This window comes from Methylobacillus pratensis, from assembly GCF_054072455.1.
Genome location: NZ_JBSUSR010000001.1, coordinates 294,851 through 319,329, shown reverse-complemented (window position 1 = coordinate 319,329; position 24,479 = coordinate 294,851). Strand labels below are relative to the sequence as shown.

Below are 24,479 nucleotides of genomic sequence, written 5' to 3'. Positions count from 1 at the left end.
AACCATGCGCATATTGGTTGTTGAAGACGATGCCATCCTCGCCGAGGGCACTTGCGAGTCGCTCTCCAAGGCGGGCTATGCCGTCGACCTGGCGGAAACCGGCACCAAGGCCAATGCCATGATAGAGGCCGGGCATTACGACATGCTGCTGCTCGACATCGGCCTGCCGGGCATGGACGGCTTCGAGGTGCTGCGCCGCCTGCGCAAGCACAACAGCAGCATTCCCGTTCTCATCATCTCTGCGCGCGACGATGTCGATTTCCGCATTTACGGTCTGGACCTCGGCGCGGACGACTTCATGCTCAAGCCCTTCGTGCTCGCGGAACTGCATGCGCGCACCCGCGCCTTGCTGCGCCGCCATACATTGAGCGAGCGCAACACCCTGGCCTGTGGCAAGCTGGTGGTGGACCTCGGCGCCCAGCGCGCCAGCGTCGACGGCGAGCCGATCGAGCTTTCGATCCGCGAATGGGACGTGCTGGTCTACCTGTTGCGCAATCTCGGCAAAGTGGTGCGCAAGGAGGCCATCATCGAAACCCTGTGCGACTGGAAGACGGACATCAGCCTCAACGCGGTGGAAGTCTACATCTCGCGCCTGCGCAGCAAGCTGGATGCGCATGGCATCCAGATCCGCACCGTGCGCGGCTTCGGCTACCTGCTGGAAGAGCCGGCGCCATGAAAGCGGCCAACAGCCTACGGCGCAAACTGCTGCGCTGGCTGCTGGTGGCGCTGAGCGCGCTGGTGGCGGTCGGCATCCTCACCGATTACTTCATGGCGCTGGAGCCCGCGCGCGAAGTGTACGACCAGCACCTGCTCAAGCTGGCGTACAACCTGGAGCGTTCGCTGCCGAACGACCCGGCAAAGTGGCATGAGGCCTATCCGCAAATCGAGCGCACCCTGTTGCGCAGTGAGCAGGATAGCTACGATGCCGCCAAGGCCGCCATCTTCGACCTTCAAGGCCAATTCCTCGCAGGCGTGGCGGATCTGCCCATCCAGCTTCCTTCCGCCGACAACAAGCCGTACTTCTACGAAGCCGAATACCAGGGCGACCCGATCCGGGTCGTCGCCATCAAGAGCCCATCACTGGATGCCGTGCTCTACCTGGCGGAAACTACCTACAAGCGTAACCGCCTGGTGCAAAAGACCTTGATCCACATGATCGTGCCCGAGCTCATTTTCGCGATTTTCTCGATCGTCGTGCTCTGGGTCGGGGTAGGGCGGGGCCTGCAGCCGTTGGCGCAAATCCGCGCTCAGATCAACGCACGCTCCGAAACCGACCTCAGCCCCATGGACGAAGGCAAGGCCCCGGTGGAAGTCCGCGAGATCATCGTCGCGCTCAACTCGCTGCTTGCGCGGCTCGACCATTCCCTCAAGCTGCAAAACCAGTTCCTTGCCAATGCCGCACACCAGTTGCGCACCCCGCTGGCAGGCTTGCAGATGCAGCTTGAGCTCGCCTCCGAGCAAAGCCCGGAGGAAAGGATGCAATCCCATGAGCGCATGCTGGTCAGCACCCGGCGCATCGTGCGCCTTGCCAACCAGCTATTGGCATTGGCGCGGGCGGAAGGAGAGGGCGAAGTCAACAAGTTCACAGAGCTGGACATCAGCAAGGCGATCGAAGCCATGGCTACGGAATGGTTGTCGCGCGCCGATGCGAAAAGCATAGACTTGGGCTTCGACCTGCATCCCGCCAAGGTCAGCGGCAGCCTGTGGCAAATCCAGGAAATGCTCGCCAACCTGGTCGACAACGCCCTGCGCTACACCCCGATGCAAGGCAACATCACCATCCGCTGCAGGCGGCAGGAACAAGAGGTTGTAATCGAAGTGGAAGACAACGGCCCCGGCATCCCGCCAGACCAGAGAGAGAATGTATTCAACCGTTTCTATCGCCTGGACGAAGGCCCTGAAGGCTGCGGCCTTGGCTTATCCATCGTCCGAGAAATCGTGCGCCATCATGGCGGGCAGGTTTCCCTCGAAACGGCAGTCCATGGCGAAGGCATTCTGGTAAGGATCATATTGCCGGCAATAGAGCGGGAATGATCCAGCTTATCCGTTGACAGTTGGTTGTCACTCAGGAGGCTGATTGTTGAGTCTTAACGCTTGATTTGCTGGTGCCCGGGGCCGGAATCGAACCGGCACGCCCAAAGGGCGAGAGATTTTAAGTCTCTTGTGTCTACCAATTTCACCACCCGGGCAGGAGTGCTTGAATCGCACCGAACGGAGCGAGGCCGTATTCTATCACCGGATAGCGACGCTTAGTAGATGAAAATGATAAAGCCTAGGCTGGAGGCCGCTTTCGTAGTAGTTAATCTAAATCAGCAAGCCGATCAGGGAGCTACTGAAAAACGCTCTTTGTTGGATAAGAAACGCCCTGAATAAGTGAGCAATCGTTGCTTCATGCAACAGCCTGCAGGGCATGGTAAGTTCTTCCTGTTGCAGACGTACCGCCGTGAAGGTCAGCACGGTACCTTTATCCCAGAATAATCGCCTCGAGCCTGGCCAGTACCTCATCCACCACAAAATCAGGCACAGCCTCTTTCAGTTTGGCTTTACGTATACGCCAATCCAATGACTTCACTTGATGGCAATGGATAGCCCCTTGGGTATCTGTTCCACATCCCATGAGCGTCACCACTGTGCCATAAGTGCGGGCAGAAGCTGCAGCACCTTGAGAGATTGGACAGATGACAGCAAGCCCCAGCTTGTTAAACGCTTTCTGACTGACGACCAGGCCAAAGTGAGGACCTTTCATTTCACTGCCTGCAGCAGGATCAAACTGAAGGTGAACAATATCACCTTGATCTGGCGTATACGCCATTACAGTGTCTCCTGACCAACTACAGGCATATCATCCCAGCCCTCAACAGCAGGCAACTCGCCCGCAGGCATCTCAGCCAGCAGATCAGTCAGCTTATAGTGTGGTCGACGTTCAGGCTTCAGCAACAAACCTTCCTTCGTAATCGACACCTCCAAGGCTGACCCAACCCCAGCACCCAATTGCTCCAAGAGTGCCGCCGGCAATCGAACACTGGCGCTATTACCCCATTTCTGAATTGAGAGTTTCATATAACCTCCATTAAGTATCTTCATTGTAGATACATTAAAGGCAGATATCAAGAATTGTTGTGTCTACTATGTATCAACATAGATAAGTGTTGATATTAGGATCAAGGGTAGGTGTGGTTTATGCGGTTCTACTCTGGATTCGCTAGCACTTAGGGAGGTTTTTGTGCATCAGTTTGCTGAAGGGTAGAAGGCTCAATTGAGCCTTCTCCTGGTTTACTTCTTCCTTGGATCGTCCTTGGGGTTGGTATAGGTAATATCCCAAGGTCCAGTGGCAATTAATTCTACGATGGTTTCATCACCCTCCGTCCATACGTAATGCGAGTGGCCTGCAGGCAATACAAAGCTTTCTCCCACTTTCAATGTTTCGCCTTTTTTCTTGTCCAGAACATCACCCATCCCATTGCCTAGCTTGCCCTTCAGCACGGTGATGACTTCGGTGAAGGGATGGGTATGGGCCGGGATTGGGTAGTTGGCGGGAAATTTCAGCCAGGCAATGAATACGCCCGGTTTGGAAGGATCGCCGAGGATAAGTGCGCTTTTGGCACCCTTGGGTAGAATCGGTTCATCTTTCCAGTCGATTTGAGCCGGCCTGAATGACTGCATTTTGTCTGCCTTCATTCTTTCAATCTGGTCTGCGGCTTGTGCGCCCGTTGCGGCGAATGCGAGGCATAGGGCGGATATGATAGTTCTCATCTTTTCTTCTCCAATAGGTGTGTTTGATTATTTTTGCTCATATGCCTGAGCTTCTTAACATGCTTTTACAATGAAGCGGCACTCATCATCGCTGATGGCTGGATAAAGCCCATACGACAGATGACTTAGTTTGGGCTAATGATCGTCATGATTTTGGGTTAAGGAAAATGATGAGAAGCCTCCAGGTGTTGCCTGAATCTCAATCTTAAAAATCGGTTTGTTCACTGAACCTAACCCCGGATTGGCAGTCTTTTGAAGATACCCATCTGTCAGGTCATCATGCGAAAAATAATATTGTCCGCGCTTTTACTTTCACTCGGCGCGTGCGCCGGGGTTCCGCTACAGAATGCATCAAGTACGCCAGTGCCGCCTGACCGGGTGTATGCGTCCTATCCCAAATTCTTCACCGGCGCCTATGTTACGGTGCGCCGCGACCCTGCGCCGAAGGAGATCGGGATCGGTTGCGAGAACGAGCTTTATATCGACAATATCCGTTCCTACACCATCATGCCGGGCGAATATGTGTCGTTCTTCCTCACTGACGGCAAGCATGTGCTCAAGGTGGATACCGGGCGCGGTTCGTGCCAGGGCAGGCCGAGTTCCGAGGAGATCAATGTTTCAAACGGTATTTCCCAGGAATACAAGATTTTCAGCCCGCCTGGAGATACGCTGCGGTTGTTCCGTATCATGTGATGCCGGTGCATGCGTTTTTTCCTTGGCGGAAATGCCTTAAAATGAAAAAAATGATAATCTTGCGTTTCGCGACAGGAACTGTCGCGGTTGACCATATGATTAAGACAGGAGATTCAAATGCTAAAGAAAACGCTCGCCATCTGTATGCTGGCCATGCTGGGCAGCGCGCATGCCGCCGCGCCTTCCGATGATCTGATTTTCAAGTTCATGGAGGTGTCCAACGTCAAGGGTGCCCTAGAGACCATGCGCGCCAATGCCGATACAGCATTGCGGAACAACCTCCTGCAATCGCTGCAATACCAGCAGTTGAACGACAAGCAGAAGAGGATCGCGGAGGAGGCCGGCGAGAAGGCGGTGAAGGTGCAGCAGGAGAATTTGTCTTACGACGCCATCGTCAAGCTGGTGTTGCCGCTATACCGCCGCACGTTCACCCAGGAAGAGTTGCAGGCTGCGATCAATTTCTATAGTTCGCCCGCCGGCAAGTCCATCAACCAGAAAATGCCGCAGTTGGCGGCGGAGTCGATGAAGCTGACCAGCGAGCTCAACCAGAAGGTGATTCCGCAATATCAAAAGATCGCCCAGGAAGCGGTGGAGCGCATCAAGCAGGCAAAGTAAGGCGAAGCGGATGATTAATCCGCTTTTTTCTTTTCTGGTGGGCTGTTTTCTGCAGGAGGCGTGGGGATGATCTGCTCGACGCTTTGCGGCTCCGTCCGCAGCATCATGATGGAATCCAGCGCCTTCTGCTCGTCAAGGGGAGGCTCGTCGTGTTGCAGCAGCGAATGCCAGTGCGATTGCACGATGTTCTTGACCTGGTGGGCCTCCTGCTCAAGGTCCAGCAATACCGGCAGGCGCACGACGCCGGTATTGGAAATCGCGAATAGCCCGATCGCCATCGTCAGCAAGACGATCACCCATTGAATGCGCGCACTGTCGCGATGCCTGCGGTTTTCCTCCTGGAAGTCGCTCAGGCTTTTCCATGCCAGGCCGGTGACCTTGTAATGGCCTTTGGCCGTCATTTCCAAGTCATGCGTTTCCACTAGCGAGGCCAGTTGGTACTTCATTTTTTGCATGTACCAGATGCGGTCTTCCTGCGTGAAGCAAAGGTAGCCGACCATTTCCCCCATGAGTTCGTTGAGCGTGAACGGCGTTTCGGAGACGGCCTTGTGCGCCACGATGTATTTGAGCAGGTCGTAGCGTTCGCGGGTTTCCGTCGGCCTGCGGTTGAGGAACACGCTGCCGAGGAAGTGCTTGATGTTGGCGGTCCAGCGGTAGATGGGGGTGAGGATGAGCGGGAGCGCCAGCATCAGGCGGCCCAGCGAGGTGTAGCGGCGGAAGCGGTTGTTGCCTGCCACCGAGTAGCGGTATTCGACCACGATGTTCTGGTAGGGAAAGCGCTCGACCGGGCTGGCGATCACGTTGCGCGAAAGCGCGCCCTCGGGATTGAGGGATTGCCCGTATACGTTGCTGCCGTCCACGGCCAGGATTTTCTGCACGCCGTATTGCGAGGTGGTGGCGACGATGTTGAAGGTGCGTTCGCGCTTGCCAAGCAACATGATCATGAGCAGCCAGAGGTTGAGCTTCATTGATGGACGGCAATATTGTTGATTTGAATTGGGGTCATTTTACCGCGTAATCGCCGCAACCAGCCTAAGTCTTTGTAAAGCTGTGCAGTTTCCCGAGCTTGATCGCGATTTTCATCAATTGCCCTATGTCTTCCTTTGTCAGCTGCACGGAGTTCGCCGGGCTCGGTGAATTGTCCTGCACCATGGCGATCACGGCATTGTAGCAATCCGCGGCATAACTGATCTGCGCTTGCTCCGGAGCGGAGCTGAAATCCGAACCGTAGAAGTGCTTGCAGGCTTCAATGCAGCCATGCAACAGGGATTTGTTGATGCAGGGGTTGCAGGCCGTTGCCTGTTGCGGCGCGTTATTGGGTGGCGAAAGGGAAGGGGGATGGTCGCTGTCGGAAACCCACCATTCCTTGGCAATGCCGGTTGCGTTGATCAATAGCTGGAAATTGGCTCCCCGCGGCATGCGGTCATGCTTGAGCCATTCATGAACAGTTTGCACTGGAAGGCCGTTTTGTTCGGCCCAGGATTTTGCAGATTGCCCGCCAATGACCTTGAGTAACTTCTTTGATATTCCACTCATCCGAATTCTTCTAAAAATCGGAAATTATTCCGGATGGGGTAAATGGCCCATAAACGCTTTTATATTCATGGTTCATCGTTATTATTTCTCCGTTATTACAAATAATTTTCCTACTATTTACTATTGACATCCGAATTAGGATGTCTTTTAATAACTCATCTTCATTGATCATCAATCTGGATGTTTGGCAACAAGTCGCTATGAATGATGAAAAAAAATTGATAACTGGAGATTGGCATCGGGCAGACATCATTGCCGCCGTGCGCAAGACCAAAACCAACTTGCAGGCGCTATCCAGGCGGTACGGCTTGTCACGCACAACGTTGAGCAATGCTCTTTACAGCCCATGTCCTCGCTATGAGCGTCTGATCGCCGAGCATATAGGCGTCACTCCACAAACAATCTGGCCCAGCCGATATCACCTCGACGGCACGCCCAAGAGCGGAAAGGGCGAGCGCAAGTCGGATGGACGCCAGCAGCATATGGTGAATGGTAGCATTGCCAGTGATTCGCGCAATCAATATCCGGTGCAAGCAGATCAATTATTTGCTGCTGTGCCCCCGAGGCTGGAGGGTGCGCACAATCCCTTGCAGGACCATGCCTACGATGCCGTAACCGGCCTGCCTGGCAAATCGCTGTTCCTGGAACATCTCGAGCAGTTTGTCGACCATGCGCGGCGGCATCCTTTACGCAAGGTGGCCGTGCTGGTGGTGAGGGTGGCGCGGTTCGAGCAGGTGACGGAGGTGCTGGGGGAACAGGCCGCTGCCATCCTGCTCAATGGCATTGCGCAGCGCTTGAACGACCGGATGCCGGTCGCGCACCTCAAGCGGGAGGAGTTCGCCGTCCTGCATACCAGCCATGATGCTGCCGATGCGGGCATCTTCAAGGCGGTGGAAGAGGTCAAGTCCCTATTCTCCAAGCCTTTCCAGGCCGATGGCGGCGAAGTCATCCTCTCGTGCAATATCGGGGTTGCGGTATATCCATGGCATGCGGAACAAAGCCCGGAACTGTTGTCGCACGCCTCTTCCGCATTGCTGCCGTGCCGCGAGTCCGATGCGCGGGACGTCTATATCTATTCCGAACAGGTGATCGGCTGCGAAAGGGAGCGCTTTTTCCTCGAGGCCGCCTTGCACCGCGCCCTGGAACGCAATGAGCTGAGCCTGTATTTCCAGCCGCAGATCGACGTGCAGGCCGGCAGGATCATCGGGGCGGAAACATTGCTGCGCTGGCACCAGCCGGAAAGGGGCGTGGTGCTGCCCGATCGCTTTATCCCGATCGCGGAGGAGAGCGGCCTCATCCTGCCGATTGGAAAGTGGACCTTGCGGCAAGTGTGCAAGCGGCTGAAGGTGTGGGGCGCGCAGGGACTGAAGCTGGAGCGGATCGCGGTCAATATTTCCGCCAAGCAATTCAGGGAGGCGTCTTTTCCCGGCGTGGTGGAAAGCATATTGCGCGAGTTCGAGGTCGACCCGGATTGCCTGGAGCTGGAGATCACGGAAAGCCTGCTGCTGGAAGACCTGGACGTGGTGGTGCCCGTCATGACGAAGCTGCGCAAGCTGGGCGTGCATATTTCCCTGGACGATTTCGGGGTTGGCTATTCCAACCTCTGCTACATCAACCGCCTGCCGGTCGACAGCATCAAGATCGACAAGTCCTTCGTCAAGAACATCGCCTCGGATTCCAACAGCATGGCGATTGCCGACGGCATTCTCTCGATTGCCAACCGCCTGGGCTTGCGCGTCATCGCGGAGGGCGTCGAGACCCGGGAGCAGCTCGACATACTCAGCAACAGCGGCTGCTATCTGATGCAGGGCTATTACTTCCACAAGCCCATGCCTGACTATGCTTTCGCCCAAATCATCGGCACTCCGTCGATCACTCATCTTCATATCACTGCGAATGCAGGCTAGGGCAGGCTGATCAACCAAGGTTGATCGACCGCGCCATTCTATTTTTTCAATCCAAGGGGAGGGCAGGGATGAACCGAGCTTATAAAACGATATGGAGCGCTGCGCGCCGGATGCACCTGGTGGTGCCTGAAACGGCCAAGAGCAAGGGCTGCGGCAGCGGGGCCGGCGTCAGTGCAGTCTTGGCCGTGCTGGCATGTTGCGCAGCATACTCGCCAATGGCGTCGGCAGAGCCTGCGGTCTATACGCCCTATGCGGTCGACATGGACCCTTCGGCCTGGAAGAAAGACAGGGGCGGCTCCCCTTCGCTGGAACGTGTGGAGTGGCAAGGGCGGGATGCCTTGAAGCTGGAGGTCAATCCGCCTGCGGCAAGCGACTCCTTCAATAACTGGCAAGGCTATTCGCAACAGACCACAGTGCCTGCGGGCGCTTCCTTCCTACGGGGCGATATGTGGGTCGACGCGGATTGGCAGAGTGGAACGGCAACCGACTATGTCAATACCGGCATGTGGGGTAGCGCCATGCCTGAATCGGTGGTGGCAGAAGGTGCGTATGTCGATAGCGAGGCCGCATTTCCCATCATCCATTTCAACAACCAGGATGGCGTTGGTCGCTTGCAGGTATGGGACAGCGGCGATTGGGTGACGCTCGCCGAGACGGCCAGCCTGATCAAGTACGACGGTTGGAATACGCTGGATTTGCGCCTGCTGCCCGAGCAGAACCTGGTCGAATATTATTTCAACGGCGAATTGATCTACGCCTGGAAGCCTCCCGCAACCGCCAGCGGCGAACCGTCCCAGTTCTGGGCCATGTACCTCAAGGCCAGGAACAATGGCGAAACCGTATTCGACACTTACTGGTCCCGGCTGTTGGCCGGCAAGGTCTATGCCGACGGGGAAGTGATCGGCAATACGGACGGCGATATCGTCGTCGACGCGGGCGCGCATGCGCAAGTGGCATCCGGCGCTAATATTGTGGGGAGCCTGCTTGCAGAGGGCAATGGCGAGGAACAGACCTCGGCGGATTTCGCCGGTAGCGCTGTGATTACTGAAAACCTGATCGGCAGCCAGGCCAGCTTCACTTTCAGCGGCGCTAGCGCAGATGTCGTCAGCATAGGCGGCAATGTCGAACTGGAAAACGGCGCATCGGCCACTGGCGGTAGCAACGGTCCATCTATCCAGGTCGAGGGCAACATCAGGCTGGACGATGCGGCGCTGGGCGGGCGCTGGAACGTGGCGGACGGCTACCTCAGTGCGGTGAACAATTCCTCGGCCTTGTTGGCCGACAGCCATTTCAGCGGTACCGTGAATGGCTCCGCCAACGCCGTGGTGAAATCCGATGCCAGCGGCATTGCGATGACCGGCGGCGCTGTGAGCAATGCCGGCAGTGGCAGTGCCGTGATGGCCGTTGCCGGCGGAACGTACGAAGGGTTCGGTGTGACAGTGACGGCCTCGGGCAGCGGTCATGGCGCAGTGGCCAATACGGGCGGGCAGGTCAGCCTGCACGACAGCAATATATCGACTCTGGGGCAGGGCGCGCATGGCCTGGTCGCCGACGGGAACGGCAGTGTGGCGGAGGCCAGCGATACCATCATCAACGTATCAGGTAGCCGTGCTTACGGCGCCTCTGCGACCAACGGCGGCCAGGTGCGGCTGGATGGCGTGACGGTCAGCCAGACGAACAGCGGCGCCTACGGGCGCGGCGTCAGCGCGACAGGAACCGGCTCCAGCGTTGTCGCGAACAATACCGAGCTGATCGTCAGCGGCACAGGCACCAACGGCAGCGATGCTCCCGTCGGTGCTGCCGCATCGCAGGGCGCCAGCGTTGTCCTTAAAGGCGGCGCCGTGCGCATGACCGGCAGTGACCGCAGCTATGCCATCCGCGCGGATACGGGCGGAAGCGCAGGGCTCGATGGAGTGGCGCTGTCCACCAAGGGAGAAAACTCTCATGCCGTGCTGGCATGGGCGGCAACGAGCGGCGCGTTTGCCGGGCAGGAAACCGTGGTGAGCATCGATAGCAGCAGCATTTCTACCGAAGGGCACAATTCCTACGGCCTGTTTGCGCAGAATGAAGGGGGCAGGATAGCGGCCGGCAATGTGGCGATCACGACGACGGGGTCCGTCGGCCGGGGATTGTACGCATACAACGGCGGACGTATCGACATGGAGGCAGGCTCGATCAGTACGTCCGGAGACGATGCCGTGGGAATCCAGGCCAGCGGCGCGCAATCCCTGATCAACGCCAACGGCATCAAGATAGAAACCAGCGGCGCGAGGGCCATGGGCGTATCGGCTGGGTGGTTTGATGGCACCGGCGGCACAGTGGTCTTCGAGTCGGGCAGCATTGCCACCAGCGGTGAGGATGCGTATGGGGTGTCGGCGATATTGGACGGCTTGGTGCGGTTGCAGGATGCATCCGTGCTGACCAGCGGCAGCAACGTGGCGGCAGCGTTCGCCACGGCGGGCGGCAGGCTCGAGCTCAGCGGCTCCAGCCTGGTTTCACAGCAGGGTGCCGGCATTCATCTTGTGAACAATGCCAGTGCAAGCCTGGGCAATACCAGCATCAATGCCGCGGGCGCTTCCATACTGTCCGAGCTGACCGAGGCCGGACAGGTGCAGGATATCCTGGTCGGGGCGGGTTCCAATCTCACCCGAAACAATGGCGTTCTGCTGCAGGTCAACCGCAACGAGCAGGGCATGGATGGCATCACCAACCTAACCCTGGCCAACGGTTCCGTTTCCAGCGGCGATATCGTGGATATCGACGGCCTGGAAGAGGGCCGTAGCGGGACGACCAACCTTATCGTCGGTTCCGGCGCGCAATGGGTGGGCATCGTCAGGGGTATCCATGACGTGACGGCCGGGGATGGCGCTACTGTCGTCAATACCGATGGCAGTCCGATCGACGGCAATGTCAGCGGCGGAGAGGGCACGACCATCGCCTTTACCAACGGCGCTGACATCGGGGGAGGCGTAGTGGCTGGCACGGGCTCCAGCGTGAGGTTCGACGGCGTCACCAACATCGCGCAGACGGTGGCTAGCAATGGCGCCAGCTTCACGTTCAACGGCGATACCAACATCGGCAGCAACATCAGCGGAATCGACCATGCCCAGCTGCAATTCAACGGCGACGCTACGACCGTGGCGGGTGGCGTTGGCGGCAGCGACAATACGACGTTGGTGTTCAACAGCGGCAATACCGCGATCAACGGCGAGCTCAACCTCGGCAGCGGCTCCACTGCCGTGTTCAACGGCAATGCGATTATCGACGGCACCGTGCATGCGAGCCAGAGCGTGGTGTCCTTTGCCGGTGCGACGACCTTGAACAGCGGCCTCAATGCCGAGGATGCCGTCATCCTGTTCAGCCGCACCGCCACCACCAACATCGTGGGCGACGTGAACCTGGGACAGGGAGCGGCCACCCATGGCGGAACGGCGGCATCGCCTATCCTGGTGGTCGGCAATGCGGTCGTGGATAGCAGCGCCACCCTGGGCGGCAACTTCATTTTCAGCGGCGCCTTGAGTGGCAGCGGCACCATCGGTCCGGGTAATTCCATCGGCACGCAGACCTACGGCTCTGTCGCCGGTTTCAGCGGTACCTATGTCGCCGAAATCAATGCGGCAGGCCAGGCGGACCTCGTGCATATCACCGATACCGGCGTGTCCGACCTGGCAGGCATCAACCTGGAGGTCACCCAGGAAAACGGCAACGGCGGCTACCTGCTCAACCACCGCTATACGGTGTTGACCACCGACGGCTCCCTAGGTACGCCGTTTTCTTCCAGCACCTGGACCGGTGGCGGATTGATCAGCCTCAATACCTTCTACAATATCGACAGTGTGGAAGTCAGCTTGGCTATTGACCAGGGCGCAGTCGACAACGTGCAGTCCAGCTTGAGCCGTAACCAGCGCTCCGTCCTGGGCGGCGTATTGCTTGCCGCCGGGAGCAACCAATTTATCGATGCGGCATTGCAGCAACAGGACACGGCGGCGGCAATGGACCAATTGTCGGGCGAAATCCATGCCTCGGCGCGCAATACCCTGATCGAGGACAGCCGCTTCGTACGCAACGCGGCGATTGACCGCACCCGCCAGGCATTTGGCGCCGTGGCGGCGGCCCGTAATGGCGATGCTGTGGAAAGGGAAGGCTATACCGCCTGGACGCAGGCGCTGGGCAGCTGGGGGCATGATAGCGGTACCCAGGATGCCGCCAGGTTGAGCCGGCGCATAGGCGGCATCCTCTTCGGCGCCGATACCCAGCTGGGCGAACGCTGGCGCGCCGGTGCGCTGGCAGGTTACTCCGACAGCAGCCAGGAAGCCAGCGGCAGGCGCTCTTCCGCCAATGTGCGCAGTTATCACCTGGGGCTCTACGGTGGTGCAGAGTGGGACGGCCTCGGCCTCAGGCTGGGGGCCAGCCACAGCTGGCATGACGTCAATACGCGCCGCAGCGTGGATTTCCCCGGGCTTGCGGCGGAAAGCAAGGCGGATTACAAAGGCCGTACCTTGCAGGGTTTCGCCGACCTGGGCTACCGCCTGGAGGCGGGGCTGCTCGCCCTCGAGCCTTTCGTGACGTTGGCGCATGTCAACCTGCATAGCGATGGTTTCGATGAGAAGCAAGGCGCCGCCCTGAGAGGCCGCAGCCAAGGTACGGACACCACCTTCACCACCCTGGGCCTACGCGCGGCCCGCCAGCTCGAAAGCGGAGAGCGCACCCATGCGCTATTGCGCGGCTCGCTGGGATGGCGGCATGCGAGCGGGGATACCAGCGAGCGGTCCCAACTGGCCTTTAGCGGAGGGGACGCCTTCGGTATCGCCGGGACGCCGGTGCGTCGTGAAGCGCTGGTGGTGGATGCCGGGCTCGACATAGCGACGGGCGACGCCTTGAGCCTGAGCCTTTCCTATTTCGGGCAGTTTGCGCGGCAAGCGGAGGACCACGGCTTGCGCGCCAGTCTGAACTGGCGGTTCTGATCACGGATAGCAATAAAAAAGCCTGCTTCGCGCAGGCTTTTTTATTGCTCAAGAATAGCGTGTCGGCTAGGCCAATGCGCGCTCGATACGCTCCAGCGCGTTCTTGAGGTTGTCCATGGAAGTGGCGAACGAGATGCGGAAGTAGCCCTCGGCTCCGAAAGCGGAGCCAGGCACCACGGCGACGCCTTCCTGTTCGAGCAGGTACTCGGACAGTGCCATGTCGGTGGCCTGCTTGATCTTGCCTGCGGCAAACAGGTTGTTGATGGCTTCGCGCGCATCGGGGAACGCATAGAATGCGCCGCCCGCCTTGATACACTTCAAGCCCTTGATCTCGTTGAAGCGCTTGACGACGAACTCGTGGCGTTCGCGGAAAGCGTCCAGCATCGGGGTGATGCATTCCTGCGGGCCTTCCAATGCAGCCTGGGCCGCCACCTGCGAGATCGAGGTCGGGTTGGAGGTGGATTGCGACTGCAGGATTTCCATCGCCTTGATGATCTTGGCCGGGCCGGCGGCGTAGCCGATGCGCCAGCCGGTCATGGAATAGGCCTTGGAAACGCCGTTGAGCACGATGCAGCGCTCCTTGAGCTCGGGCGCGGCATTGAGGATGTTGTAGAACTTGTCCCCGGTGAGGTTGACGTGCTCGTACATGTCGTCGGTGGCAACCAGCACATGGGGATGTTTCTTCAACACCTCGCCGAGCGCCTTGAGTTCTTCAAGGCTGTATACCGCGCCGGTCGGGTTCGATGGCGAGTTGATCATGAACAGCTTGGTTTGCGGCGTGATGGCGGCCTCGAGCTGCGCGGCGGTGAGCTTGAAGCCTTGCTCGATGCCGCATTCGATGATAACTGGCTTGGCACCTGCGACCAGGGCGATATCGGCGTAGGAGACCCAGTAAGGCGCAGGCACGATGACTTCGTCGCCCGGGTTCAGTACGGCGAGCGCGAGGTTGAAGATACATTGCTTGCCGCCCACGCCGACGATGACTTCCTTCTCGGTGTAGTCGAAGCCGTTTTCGTTCTTGAACTTAGCGACGATGGCTTTTTTCAGGCCGGGAATGCCGGCAACAGGGGTGTATTTGGTAAAACCTTGGTCAATCGCTTTTTTAGCGGCGTCCTTGATGTGTTGTGGAGTGTCGAAATCCGGTTCACCTGCGCCCAGGCCGATGATGTCCCGGCCTTCTGCCTTAAGCTTGGCGGCACGTGCGGTAACAGCCAGGGTGGGTGATTCTTTGATGGATTGAACGCGCTGCGAGAGTTCCAAGATCTGAAATCCTATAGAGAAATAATGAAGACGACGGCAAAACGTTAATTTTACTCATATTATTCCCAATGCGGAATATGGCGGCGTGCGATATTTGGCTGGTGTTGCGCGATAGTTGAGACAATAGGCGCAATTTATTGGGTAGAAGAAGCTGGCCTGGCGGCCATGTCATTGCAGTCGTCGGGGCATGCGGCTGCCTTGCGGAATTCCATCGCCAGCTTTTCGCTGATCTTGCCCAGCGATTGCTCTATGGCAAGAGCCTCGTCGCTCTTGCCTTGATGCGCCGCTATCAGGCCAAGGCGGAACATGGCGTCCGTGTTCGCCGGGTCGAGGCTGAGCGCCTGTTTGTAGCTGGCCTCTGCGGCCTGTGGTTGCTGCAGGTGTTCCTGGGCGTAGCCGAGCTCGTACCAGGCCTCGCTGTTGTCGGGCTCCGCCATGGTCCATTGCGTGGCGATCCTGCCCAGGGCTTGCCAGTCTTTTTGTATTTCCGGGATGGCAATCATCAGGAAGTAGAGGCGCGATTGCTCCGTCGCTTCCCACAAGGCCTGGCCGATCAAGGGAAAGCGGGTTTGCGGCTGGCGTTCCTCAAGCTGTTTCAGCCATTCCACCGGCAGGGCGTAGTAGTAAGCCTGGCGGCCAAGCGTCTTGAAGGTGTTGATGCCGACAAGCTCGCCGGCCTCGTTGTACAAGCCGCTGCCGCTGGCCCCGAGCGCGAACCTTGCGGTGCTGCGGATAATGCTGCCGTGGTCCAGGGAGTAGAGCGACTTGATATTGCCTGCCGAAATCAGGGGAGAGGCAACGCCGTTGGAATGGCCGATGGCGATGACTTGTTCGCCTTTCTTCAGTGCGGTGCTTTCCCCTAACGTCACCGGCTTGAACGGTAGGGGAACCGTATGCAGCAAGCAGAGGTCGTGCCAGAGGTCGGCTTGCACCGACTCGACCTGGTAGACATCCTCGCCGCGTGAAATCCAGGGCTTGCCGGATTCGCGCAGCACATGGCAGTTGGTGAGCACCCTGTCGCTGGCGACGACGATGCCGGAGCCGTAGCCCAGTCCGCCATCGGTGCGGTAGGCCCTCACCATGACGGTGGAGAAGAAGGGTTCGATCATTTTCTCGCGGTCGATGGCATGGGCGGGTAGCGCTGGCGTCAGCAGCCATGATGCGGCAATCCACAACAGATAACGCATAACTACCTCCAGCTCGGGCAGGAAAAGAGGCAACCGGGTTTTAAAGAAGGTTTGGCAACAGGCGCGCAGACTCCGCTGGCCTGTTAGAATCTCAGTTCCTTCTCATTGGTGATTGATGTGATTGTCACTTTCCCAAACAGCAAATACAAGCTTTTTCAGCCGTTCCCGCCCGCAGGCGACCAGCCGGCGGCAATCGAGGCGCTCACGGCCGGCGTGAACGAGGGCCTGAAGTTCCAGACCTTGCTCGGCGTGACGGGTTCCGGCAAGACGTACACCATGGCGAACGTCATTGCCCGTACAGGCCGTCCCGCGATCGTGATGGCGCCGAACAAGACATTGGCCGCCCAGCTATATTCCGAATTTAAGGAGTTCTTTCCGCAGAACGCCGTGGAGTACTTCGTCTCTTATTACGACTATTACCAGCCCGAGGCCTACGTGCCGTCGCGCGACTTGTTCATCGAGAAGGACTCCAGCATCAACGACCACATCGAGCAGATGCGGTTGTCCGCCACCAAGGCGTTGCTGGAACGGGAAGACAGCATCATCGTCGCCACGGTGTCGGCGATTTACGGCATCGGCGACCCGGGCGAATACCACGGCATGGTGCTGCATATCCACCTGGGGATGAAGATCAGCCAGCGCGATATCGTCAATAAGCTGATCGCGATGCAGTATGAGCGCAACGACTTCGATTTCTCGCGCGGCGCTTTTCGTGTGCGTGGCGACGTGCTCGACGTGTTTCCTTCGGAAAACAGCGAAACCGCGGTGCGTATCAGCCTGTTCGACGACGAGATCGAGAGCATCACCGTGTTCGACCCGTTGACCGGGCAGATTTTCAACAAGATCCACAATTTCCGCATTTTTCCCTCTAGCCATTACGTGACGGCGCGCGAGGCGACGATACGCGCGATGGAAACCATCAAGCAGGAGTTGCGCGACCGGGTGGATTTCTACATCAAGACCGGCAAGCTGGTGGAAGCACAACGCATCGAGCAACGCACTCGCTTCGATCTGGAAATGCTCAACGAGATCGGCTTCTGCAAGGGCATCGAGAATTACAGCCGCCACCTGACCGGCCGGCAGCCCGGCGATGCGCCGCCGACATTGATCGATTACCTGCCGAAGAATGCGCTCATGATCATCGACGAGAGCCATGTTACCGTGCCGCAGATCGGCGGCATGTACAAAGGCGACCGCGCGCGTAAGGAAAACCTGGTCGATTACGGCTTCCGCCTGCCGTCGGCCATGGACAACCGGCCGCTCAGGTTCGAGGAGTTCGAGCGCATCATTCCGCAATGCATTTTCGTGAGTGCGACGCCGGCGGAATACGAAGCCACGCACCAGCAGCGCATCGCTGAGCAGGTGGTGCGGCCCACCGGGCTGGTCGATCCCGAGATCATCGTCAAGCCGGCCGATACGCAGGTGGACGACCTGCTGTCGGAAATCAAGCTCAGGGTGGATGCGGGCGAGCGCGTGCTGGCCACCACATTGACCAAGCGCATGGCGGAGGACCTCACGGATTATCTTTCCGAGCATGGCGTGCGGGTGCGCTATTTGCACTCCGACATCGATACGGTGGAGCGCGTGGAAATCATCCGCGACTTGCGCCTGGGCGAGTTCGACGTGCTGGTGGGGATCAACCTGTTGCGCGAAGGCCTGGATATACCCGAGGTTTCACTGGTCGCCGTGCTCGATGCCGACAAAGAGGGTTTCCTGCGCTCGGAGCGCTCATTAATCCAGACCGCGGGGCGCGCGGCGCGCAACCTCAACGGCAAGGTGATCTTCTACGCCAACAAGGTAACGCGCTCGATGAAGCTGGCGATGGACGAGACCCAGCGCCGTCGCGCCAAGCAAATGGCATTCAACGCCGAGCACGGCATCACGCCAAAGGGCGTCAGCAAGCGCATCAAGGACATTATCGAGGGCGTCTACAGCAAGGAGGACGCCCAGCGCGACCGCAAGGCGGCCGAAGAGAAGGCGAGTTATGGCCAGATGACCGAGAAGCAACTGGTCAAGGAAATGAAACGCCTGGAAAAGGCCATGCACGAGAGCGCGAAGAACCTGGAATTCGAGAAGGCCGCCGACTACCGCGACCAATTGAAAAAGCTCAAGAACAGTTTTTACGGCGCCGAGGTGCCGGACGAACTGGCGGATTGAGATATTAAGCCAAACATGTAATCAATCCGGCTTTGCCGGGAGTGTGGCGGACGCGGTGAGACTCGACTCACAAACTCTTAAAATAAAAAAAGCCCTGACACAAGTCAGGGCTTTTTTGTTGCTGCTTGATATTACTTCTGGGTTTCCACCATGACCAGCTCATCGCCGCCGGCTTCTTCCTTGGCTGCTTTTTGCTGCCAGGCCGCTGACTTGCGCGGTGCGCGTTTTGCTGGCGCCTCTTCTGCAGGGGCGGCTGCCTGGGCTGCATCAGCCTTGGTTTCCACCAGTTGCAAGCCGGAATCTGCCAAGTCGGCCGGCTTTTCTGCCTCGGCCTTGCGGCGGCGAGGCGCGCGCGGCTTCTTCTCGGGCTTGGCTGTCTCGGCTGGTGCTTCCTCCGCCACGGTTGTGGCAGCTTTCGCTGGCTCGGCCGCAGCAGGGGCGCTATCAACGATAGGTTCACTCACAGGTGCTTTTTCCGCTTTTGCCGGTGTTTCCTTGGCAGCTGTTTCCACTATGGCTGCCTGGCTGTCCTCGATCGCGGCGGCTTCTGTCTTGGCTGCTGGCAAAGGCGCTTCTTCGCGAGGCGCTGCTTGCACCTCTGCCTGGACTGCCTCGGCCTTTTCCTTCACCTTGGGAGCGGGGGCTGTTTCCGCAACGGCTGTTGCCTTGCTCTCAGCTGGCAGGTCGGCTGCCGCAGTTGCAACAGGGGCTTCTGCGACAGCACGCAAGTCTTCAGCTTGCTGGCGGTTCTCGCGGTTGGCATTCTCATTGCGGGGCTGGCGCTCGCGGCGGCCATTGCGTCCGCGGCGGTTGCCGCGTTGCTCGCTGCCAGCTTCTACAGGCGCGTCTGTCTGCAGGGCAGGCGTAGTCGGCTGCTGCTGAGCCTTGGGCTGGCGCTCGCCACGCTCCGGACGCTCTGCCTTTTCCTGGCGGCCTTGTGAAGAGCGCTGTTCAGCCTGTTGCTGGCGGCGGTCCTGCTGGCCGCGTTGCTCCTTGCGCTGTTCCTGACGTTGCTCGTTTTGCGCCTGGCGGTCGTTGCCGGTGCGCTCGTTGGCATTGCGATCGTTACGTTTATTGTTGCTGCGGCGCTGGTTGCGGCCGCTGTCGCGACGCTGGCTTTCTTCCTGAGGCTTGGCTTCAGGCTTGGGCGCAGTGACGCTGGCGAGCCAGGACTTGAAGCGGTTCAGCAGGGAAGTGCTGTTGGGTTTCTCCTTGGCCGCTGGCGCAGGGGAGGCTGGCGTAATGCCCTTGACCGCAGCTTCGGGTTTTGCCGGCTTTGGCTCCTGGGCAATCGCAGTCTCGATAGTCTCGGACGGCAGCTCGACCATTTCATAGCTGGCGCGGCCTGTTTCTTCCACGTCGTCATGGCGGATGCGCAGGATGTTGTAGTTGGGGGTTTCCATGTGGATGTTGGGGATCAACACCACTTGCACGCCCATGCGCTGCTCGATCTTATGGATTTCCGAACGCTTTTCGTTGAGCAGGAAGGTGGCCGCCTCGACAGGGAGCTGTACCTGGATGATGGCGCTGTTTTCCTTCATCGCTTCTTCCTGCGTGATGCGCAGGATGTGCAATGCGGTCGATTCTATGCCTCGGATATGACCGGTGCCGTGGCAGCGCGGACAGGGAATGTGGTTGCTTTCACCCAGGCTTGGGCGCAGGCGCTGACGCGAAAGCTCCAGCAGGCCGAAGCGCGAGATCTTGCCGGTCTGCACGCGGGCACGGTCGTGGTGCAGCGCATCGCGCAGGCGGTTTTCCACCTCGCGCTGGTTGCGCTGGCTTTCCATGTCGATGAAGTCGATGACGACCAGGCCGCCCAGGTCGCGCAGGCGCAGTTGGCGGGCCACTTCGTCTGCAGCTTCCAGGTTGGTATTGAATGCGGTCTGCTCGATGTCGCTGCCCTTGGTGGAGCGGCCGGAGTTGACGTCCACCGATACCAGGGCTTCCGTATGGTCGATGACGATCGCGCCGCCGGAAGGCAGGCGTACTTCGCGCGCAAACGCGGACTCGATCTGGTGCTCGATCTGGAAGCGGGAGAACAGCGGAATCTCGTCGCGGTAGAGTTTGACGCGCGATACGTTGTTCGGCATCACGTGGTTCATGAACTGCACGGCTTGTTCATGAATGTCTGGTGTATCGATGAGGATCTCGCCGATATCAGGCTGGAAATAGTCGCGAATGGCCCGAATGACCAAGCTGCCTTCCTGATAGATCAGGAACGGGCCGCTCTGGATGGTGGAGGCGCTTTCGACGGCAGTCCACAATTGCAGCAGGTAATTGAGGTCCCACTGCAGTTCTTCCACGCTGCGGCCGATGCCGGCAGTGCGCGCGATGATGCTCATGCCGTTGGGTACTTGCAGCTGCGCCATGGTGTCGCGCAGCTCGTTGCGCTCTTCGCCCTCGATACGGCGGGAAACGCCGCCACCGCGAGGATTGTTGGGCATCAGCACCAGGTAGCGGCCTGCGAGCGAGACGAAGGTGGTGAGGGCGGCGCCCTTGTTGCCGCGTTCGTCTTTGTCCACCTGGACGATCAGCTCCTGGCCTTCCTTCAGGACATCCTGGATGCGTGGGCTACGGCCTGCGTCGCCATCGTTCAGGAAGTAGCTGCGGCCGACTTCCTTGAACGGAAGAAAGCCGTGGCGGTCGGTGCCATAGTTGACAAAAGCGGCTTCGAGGGAAGGTTCTATGCGGGTGATGACACCCTTGTAGATGTTGCTCTTGCGTTGTTCCTTGCCGGCGGACTCGATATCGAGATCGATGAGTTTTTGTCCATCGACAATCGCGACGCGTAATTCTTCTGATTGCGTCGCATTAAATAGCATGCGTTTCATTGCGGGCTCCCGCGCTCTTCAAGCGGGCAGCAGGCCGTGGCTTTGGGGCAGCAGCGGTATGACTGAAACTTCAATGTATGCGCCTGCTCAATGAGGCAGGCGATAACAACACGATACGAGCAGATCAAAGTCCGCAGGAGGTAACGCGAAGCAATAGTTTCTCAATTTTTCAGCTAGGCAGTTGTTTGCCTTCAGGCCGCTTTTTCCTAATGTGCGTTTTAGTGCAGTTTTTAAGGTGTCGTCTTGGGCCACCCGGAAAAAGATTTTCTAATACCGTTGTGCCACAGTATCAGCTTGAATTTGTTAACGAAAGCTTTCGTAAACTATTGGGTCTAAACCCCGGTACGTCTATTTCTGTCTCGGATTAGCCGTCATTATCGGCTAATATGCTATTTTTTCAGTATATCCTGGGCTGTTGCGCCACATGAGCTATATCGGTCTGCGGCGGCTAGAGCGCATTTTTCGTTACAAATCGCTACTTGATGTTCATTGGCGAGCGAGTTAACCAAGGTATTTTTTCATTCCAGTTGTCATTCTTGAAGAAGCGCTTAGCGCATTTACCTCAAGATGGTCGTAGTATAGGTGAGATGACTAATTTAAGCAAAACAAGAAATCAATTTAATCCCGCCGCTGTCAACCTGCTTACTGTAGATGAAGCCAGTGAAGGCCAAAGAATTGATAATTTCCTGGCCAAAATACTCAAGGGTGTCCCCAAGAGCCACATTTACCGCATCCTGCGCAGCGGAGAGGTTCGCGTCAACAGCAAGCGCGTGGATTCGAGCTGCAAGCTCAACCTGGGGGACCAGGTGCGTGTGCCGCCGGTGCGCATGGCGCAGCCGCAGGCCGAGTCGGTGGCTAAGCCGCAGGCCTCCAAGTTCGACGATGCCATCATTTTCGAGGATGAGGCGCTGCTGGTGATCGACAAGCCGGCGGGGTTCGCCGTGCACGGGGGAAGCGGCATTAGCCGCGGCGTGATCGAGCAATTGCGCCTGGAGCGCCCACATGCCAAGTTCCTCGAACTGGTGCACCGACTCGACCGCGAAACCTCCGGCTTGCTGCTGCTCGCCAAGAAGCGCGTGGCGCTGGTCAACCTGCATGACGCCATCCGCAACAACCAGACGGACAAGCGCTACCTGGTGTTGGTGCATGGCAAATGGACCGACCAGAAGCGTAGGGTCAAGCTGCCCCTGCACAAATTCGTGCTGCCGAGCGGCGAGCGCAGGGTGGCAGTGCAGGATGACGGCCAGGACTCCGAAACCATCTTTTATCTGCGCAAGCCCTTGGGCGAGTTCACCTTATTGGAAGCCCAGCTCGTAACCGGCCGTACCCATCAATTGCGCGTGCAATTGTCGCACCTGGGTTTCCCGATCGCCGGCGACGACAAGTACGGCGACTTTGCTTTGAACAAATCCCTGCAGAAGCGCGGCTTGAAACGCATGTTCCTGCACTCCGCCGAAACCAATTTAAGACACCCTATCAATGGAGAAAAGTTGAAATTAATCGCACCCTTACCTAAGGAACTTGAGAAATTTATTGAAATATTGAATGCGGAGTCCAAGCATGGCCAAGCGCTTTGATCTGATCGTGTTCGATTGGGATGGCACGCTGGCCAACTCCACGCAGATCATTGTGGACAGCATCCGCAAGGGCGCTGTCGAGACCGGGCTGGACGATCCGGGGCAGGAGGCCGCCAGCAGCATTATCGGCCTGGGCCTGCGCGAAGCGATCGAGCAATTGTTTGGCGTGATTACGCAGGAGCAGATCCAGCAGATGGCGGCACGCTACAATGTGCACTACAACGCGCACCAGGATGACGTCGTGCTGTTTGACCAGGCTTACGACACGGTAAGCAGGCTCAACCAGCAAGGCTATATGCTGGGCGTGGCGACCGGCAAGGGGCGCCGCGGACTGAACCATGCCCTGGCCCATAGCGGCCTGGGTGAGTTCATCCACGGCACGCGTTGCGTCGACGAATGCCTCTCCAAGCCCAACCCGCAAATGTTGCTCGAGCTCATGGACGAGTTCGGCGTCGAGCCCGAACGTACATTGATGGTGGGGGATACCAGCTTCGACTTGCAGATGGCGCAGAACGCCAAGGTATCCAGCCTCGGGGTGACCTATGGCGCGCATCCGTTGGAGCGCTTGCTGCCGCATTCTCCGCTGGCGCATTTCGATGATTTTGCTACACTCAGCCAATGGTTGGACGCGAACGCCTGATCTGCCAAAGCAGTGAGCTGGAAGACGGCGGCAAGGGCGTGCGCTTCGACCTTCCCGAACTCGGCAGCCATGTCAGCGGGTTCGCGGTGAGGTTCGGAGGAAAAGTCTATGCGTACGTCAACCAGTGCGCGCATATTCCGCTGGAGCTGGACTGGAACCATGGCGAGTTTTTTGATGTCAGCAGGCAATACCTGATCTGTTCGACCCACGGCGCGCATTTTGAGCCGGAAACCGGGTATTGCGTAGCAGGGCCTTGCCACGGGCGGAGCTTGCAGCCTGTGCGGGTCGAAGAGCAACAGCAGCAAATATTGATCAACCTGGAAAGCTTAATGAATGTCTGACAATTATCCTAACGGCTCCAACTGGGAGCGCGAAACACTGCATCAGCTTGCCTTGGCCACGGTCAAGGAGCAGCGGCGTTCGCGCCAGTGGGGCATTTTCTTCAAGTCGCTCGGTTTCCTCTACCTGTTCATCATCCTGTTCTATATCACCGGCTGGAACGAGAGTTCGTCCGCATCGGTGGAGCATACGGCATTGATCGACATCAACGGCGTGATCGGCAGCGATGACGTGGTGAACGCGGACAGCGTGATCGCCAGCTTGAAGTCGGCCTATGACAGCAAGGGCACCAAGGGCATCATCCTGCGCATCAACAGCCCTGGCGGCAGCCCGGTGCAGGCGGGCATCATCAACGACGAAATCAAGCGCCAGCGCAAGCTGCACCCGAATATCCCTGTATATGCCGTGGTGCAGGATATCTGCGCTTCGGGTGGCTATTATATCGCCGTGGCAGCGGACAAGATTTATGTCGACAAGGCCAGCATCGTCGGTTCTATCGGCGTATTGATGGACGGGTTCGGCTTCACGGGCGTCATGGACAAGATCGGCGTAGAGCGTCGCTTGATGACGGCCGGCACGAACAAGGCGATGCTGGATCCGTTCTCTCCCGTCAATCCCAAGCACAAGGAATTCGCCCAGCAGATGCTGGACCAGATCCATGCGCAATTCATCGCCGTGGTGCGCGAAGGGCGCGGCAAGCGCCTCAAGGAGACCGCCGAAACATTCAGCGGATTGTTCTGGAGCGGCGAGAGCAGCGTGGAAATGGGGCTGGCCGATGCCTTCGGCAGCTCTGACTATGTGGCGCGCGAAGTAATCAAGCAGGAAAACCTGGTCGACTTCACCGCCAAGGAAGGGCTGGCCGACCGGTTTGCCAAGCGCCTGGGCGCCAGCGTAAGCGCGAGTTTCCTCGGCAAGAAGTTGGGCTTGGAGTAAGCGATGTATCAACGATTCAAGTAAAGTCGATCAATGAAATAAAAAAGCCACGAAGTATCGTGGCTTTTTTATTGATAGGAGCTGAGT

19 protein-coding genes and 1 tRNA gene are annotated in these 24,479 nt (G+C 58.3%); 11 read left to right on the top strand and 9 right to left on the bottom strand.

Annotated elements, in window-relative coordinates; translation table 11 throughout:
• Positions 1-4: 4 nt before the first annotated feature.
• Entirely contained in the window at positions 5-676 is a 672-nt protein-coding gene (locus tag ACW4YW_RS01445; protein ID WP_407994018.1) for a response regulator, read from the top strand.
• Entirely contained in the window at positions 673-2,034 is a 1,362-nt protein-coding gene (locus ACW4YW_RS01440) for a sensor histidine kinase (RefSeq protein WP_457135919.1), read from the top strand. The genes ACW4YW_RS01445 and ACW4YW_RS01440 overlap by 4 nt, the downstream gene beginning before the upstream one ends.
• Before the next feature lie 69 nt (positions 2,035-2,103).
• On the opposite strand, the gene ACW4YW_RS01435 is transcribed toward ACW4YW_RS01440, so the two are convergent.
• The 4 genes from ACW4YW_RS01435 to ACW4YW_RS01420 form a co-directional block, all read right to left on the bottom strand.
• Positions 2,104-2,189 (bottom strand) — tRNA-Leu (locus ACW4YW_RS01435).
• A 275-nt stretch (positions 2,190-2,464) separates the two neighbouring features.
• Positions 2,465-2,812, bottom strand: a complete 348-nt coding sequence (locus tag ACW4YW_RS01430; protein WP_457135918.1) for a type II toxin-antitoxin system PemK/MazF family toxin — start codon at positions 2,810-2,812, stop codon at positions 2,465-2,467.
• Entirely contained in the window at positions 2,812-3,060 is a 249-nt protein-coding gene (locus ACW4YW_RS01425) for an AbrB/MazE/SpoVT family DNA-binding domain-containing protein (protein WP_457135917.1), read from the bottom strand. The genes ACW4YW_RS01430 and ACW4YW_RS01425 overlap by 1 nt, the downstream gene beginning before the upstream one ends.
• A 213-nt stretch (positions 3,061-3,273) precedes the next feature.
• Positions 3,274-3,753: a cupin domain-containing protein gene (locus ACW4YW_RS01420; protein WP_457135916.1), complete on the bottom strand. Its 480-nt coding sequence runs from the start codon at positions 3,751-3,753 to the stop codon at positions 3,274-3,276.
• Positions 3,754-4,032: 279 nt separating this feature from the next.
• Here ACW4YW_RS01420 and ACW4YW_RS01415 point away from each other — a divergent pair, with 279 nt between their 5' ends.
• Together ACW4YW_RS01415 and ACW4YW_RS01410 are read left to right on the top strand one after the other, a co-directional pair.
• On the top strand, positions 4,033-4,446 hold the full coding sequence (locus ACW4YW_RS01415) for a hypothetical protein (RefSeq protein ID WP_457135915.1): 414 nt from the start codon (positions 4,033-4,035) through the stop codon (positions 4,444-4,446).
• A 117-nt stretch (positions 4,447-4,563) separates the two neighbouring features.
• Positions 4,564-5,061 carry a DUF2059 domain-containing protein gene (locus ACW4YW_RS01410; RefSeq protein WP_457135914.1) on the top strand — a complete coding sequence of 166 codons (498 nt, stop codon included), beginning with the start codon at positions 4,564-4,566 and terminating at the stop codon, positions 5,059-5,061.
• 14 nt (positions 5,062-5,075) lie between these two features.
• On the opposite strand, the gene ACW4YW_RS01405 is transcribed toward ACW4YW_RS01410, so the two are convergent.
• Positions 5,076-6,029 carry a hypothetical protein gene (locus ACW4YW_RS01405; RefSeq protein WP_457135913.1) on the bottom strand — a complete coding sequence of 318 codons (954 nt, stop codon included), beginning with the start codon at positions 6,027-6,029 and terminating at the stop codon, positions 5,076-5,078.
• 64 nt (positions 6,030-6,093) lie between these two features.
• Positions 6,094-6,516 carry a hypothetical protein gene (locus ACW4YW_RS01400; protein WP_457135912.1) on the bottom strand — a complete coding sequence of 141 codons (423 nt, stop codon included), beginning with the start codon at positions 6,514-6,516 and terminating at the stop codon, positions 6,094-6,096.
• Between the two features lie 299 nt (positions 6,517-6,815).
• On the opposite strand from ACW4YW_RS01400, the gene ACW4YW_RS01395 reads away from it, so the two are divergent.
• Both ACW4YW_RS01395 and ACW4YW_RS01390 read left to right on the top strand, forming a co-directional pair.
• Positions 6,816-8,504, top strand: a complete 1,689-nt coding sequence (locus tag ACW4YW_RS01395; RefSeq protein ID WP_457135911.1) for an EAL domain-containing protein — start codon at positions 6,816-6,818, stop codon at positions 8,502-8,504.
• A gap of 68 nt (positions 8,505-8,572) precedes the next feature.
• Positions 8,573-13,468 carry an autotransporter domain-containing protein gene (locus ACW4YW_RS01390; protein ID WP_457135910.1) on the top strand — a complete coding sequence of 1,632 codons (4,896 nt, stop codon included), beginning with the start codon at positions 8,573-8,575 and terminating at the stop codon, positions 13,466-13,468.
• Positions 13,469-13,534: 66 nt separating this feature from the next.
• On the opposite strand, the gene ACW4YW_RS01385 is transcribed toward ACW4YW_RS01390, so the two are convergent.
• Entirely contained in the window at positions 13,535-14,728 is a 1,194-nt protein-coding gene (locus tag ACW4YW_RS01385) for a pyridoxal phosphate-dependent aminotransferase (protein WP_457135909.1), read from the bottom strand.
• Between the two features lie 134 nt (positions 14,729-14,862).
• Positions 14,863-15,915: a trypsin-like peptidase domain-containing protein gene (locus ACW4YW_RS01380; RefSeq protein WP_457135908.1), complete on the bottom strand. Its 1,053-nt coding sequence runs from the start codon at positions 15,913-15,915 to the stop codon at positions 14,863-14,865.
• A gap of 117 nt (positions 15,916-16,032) precedes the next feature.
• Here ACW4YW_RS01380 and uvrB point away from each other — a divergent pair, with 117 nt between their 5' ends.
• On the top strand, positions 16,033-18,072 hold the full coding sequence (gene uvrB / locus ACW4YW_RS01375; protein ID WP_457135907.1) for an excinuclease ABC subunit UvrB: 2,040 nt from the start codon (positions 16,033-16,035) through the stop codon (positions 18,070-18,072).
• Positions 18,073-18,203: 131 nt separating this feature from the next.
• On the opposite strand, the gene ACW4YW_RS01370 is transcribed toward uvrB, so the two are convergent.
• Positions 18,204-20,903 carry an Rne/Rng family ribonuclease gene (locus ACW4YW_RS01370; protein ID WP_457135906.1) on the bottom strand — a complete coding sequence of 900 codons (2,700 nt, stop codon included), beginning with the start codon at positions 20,901-20,903 and terminating at the stop codon, positions 18,204-18,206.
• A 587-nt stretch (positions 20,904-21,490) separates the two neighbouring features.
• Between ACW4YW_RS01370 and ACW4YW_RS01365 the strand changes: the two genes are divergently transcribed.
• Genes ACW4YW_RS01365 through ACW4YW_RS01350 form a run of 4 tightly spaced genes read left to right on the top strand, consistent with a single transcriptional unit; the run spans position 21,491 to position 24,392 of the window.
• Positions 21,491-22,480, top strand: coding sequence for an RluA family pseudouridine synthase (locus ACW4YW_RS01365; protein WP_457135905.1), 990 nt, complete (start codon positions 21,491-21,493; stop codon positions 22,478-22,480).
• Positions 22,464-23,120, top strand: coding sequence for an HAD family hydrolase (locus ACW4YW_RS01360; RefSeq protein WP_407995243.1), 657 nt, complete (start codon positions 22,464-22,466; stop codon positions 23,118-23,120). The genes ACW4YW_RS01365 and ACW4YW_RS01360 overlap by 17 nt, the downstream gene beginning before the upstream one ends.
• The gene (locus ACW4YW_RS01355) at positions 23,099-23,461 is read left to right on the top strand and encodes a Rieske (2Fe-2S) protein (protein ID WP_457135904.1); all 363 of its coding nucleotides are present in this window, start codon (positions 23,099-23,101) and stop codon (positions 23,459-23,461) included. The genes ACW4YW_RS01360 and ACW4YW_RS01355 overlap by 22 nt, the downstream gene beginning before the upstream one ends.
• Positions 23,454-24,392, top strand: coding sequence for a S49 family peptidase (locus ACW4YW_RS01350; protein ID WP_457135903.1), 939 nt, complete (start codon positions 23,454-23,456; stop codon positions 24,390-24,392). The genes ACW4YW_RS01355 and ACW4YW_RS01350 overlap by 8 nt, the downstream gene beginning before the upstream one ends.
• Positions 24,393-24,479: the final 87 nt, after the last annotated feature.

Coding starts and splice junctions, on each gene's coding strand:
- ACW4YW_RS01425 (WP_457135917.1), bottom strand. CDS start 3,060: ATGAAACTCTCAATTCAGAAATGGGGTAATAGCGCCAGTGTTCGATTG.
- ACW4YW_RS01430 (WP_457135918.1), bottom strand. CDS start 2,812: ATGGCGTATACGCCAGATCAAGGTGATATTGTTCACCTTCAGTTTGAT.
- ACW4YW_RS01350 (WP_457135903.1), top strand. CDS start 23,454: ATGTCTGACAATTATCCTAACGGCTCCAACTGGGAGCGCGAAACACTG.
- ACW4YW_RS01380 (WP_457135908.1), bottom strand. CDS start 15,915: ATGCGTTATCTGTTGTGGATTGCCGCATCATGGCTGCTGACGCCAGCG.
- ACW4YW_RS01390 (WP_457135910.1), top strand. CDS start 8,573: ATGAACCGAGCTTATAAAACGATATGGAGCGCTGCGCGCCGGATGCAC.
- ACW4YW_RS01360 (WP_407995243.1), top strand. CDS start 22,464: ATGGCCAAGCGCTTTGATCTGATCGTGTTCGATTGGGATGGCACGCTG.
- ACW4YW_RS01445 (WP_407994018.1), top strand. CDS start 5: ATGCGCATATTGGTTGTTGAAGACGATGCCATCCTCGCCGAGGGCACT.
- ACW4YW_RS01370 (WP_457135906.1), bottom strand. CDS start 20,903: ATGAAACGCATGCTATTTAATGCGACGCAATCAGAAGAATTACGCGTC.
- ACW4YW_RS01440 (WP_457135919.1), top strand. CDS start 673: ATGAAAGCGGCCAACAGCCTACGGCGCAAACTGCTGCGCTGGCTGCTG.
- ACW4YW_RS01405 (WP_457135913.1), bottom strand. CDS start 6,029: ATGAAGCTCAACCTCTGGCTGCTCATGATCATGTTGCTTGGCAAGCGC.
- ACW4YW_RS01410 (WP_457135914.1), top strand. CDS start 4,564: ATGCTAAAGAAAACGCTCGCCATCTGTATGCTGGCCATGCTGGGCAGC.
- ACW4YW_RS01365 (WP_457135905.1), top strand. CDS start 21,491: ATGACTAATTTAAGCAAAACAAGAAATCAATTTAATCCCGCCGCTGTC.
- ACW4YW_RS01420 (WP_457135916.1), bottom strand. CDS start 3,753: ATGAGAACTATCATATCCGCCCTATGCCTCGCATTCGCCGCAACGGGC.
- ACW4YW_RS01415 (WP_457135915.1), top strand. CDS start 4,033: ATGCGAAAAATAATATTGTCCGCGCTTTTACTTTCACTCGGCGCGTGC.
- ACW4YW_RS01355 (WP_457135904.1), top strand. CDS start 23,099: ATGGTTGGACGCGAACGCCTGATCTGCCAAAGCAGTGAGCTGGAAGAC.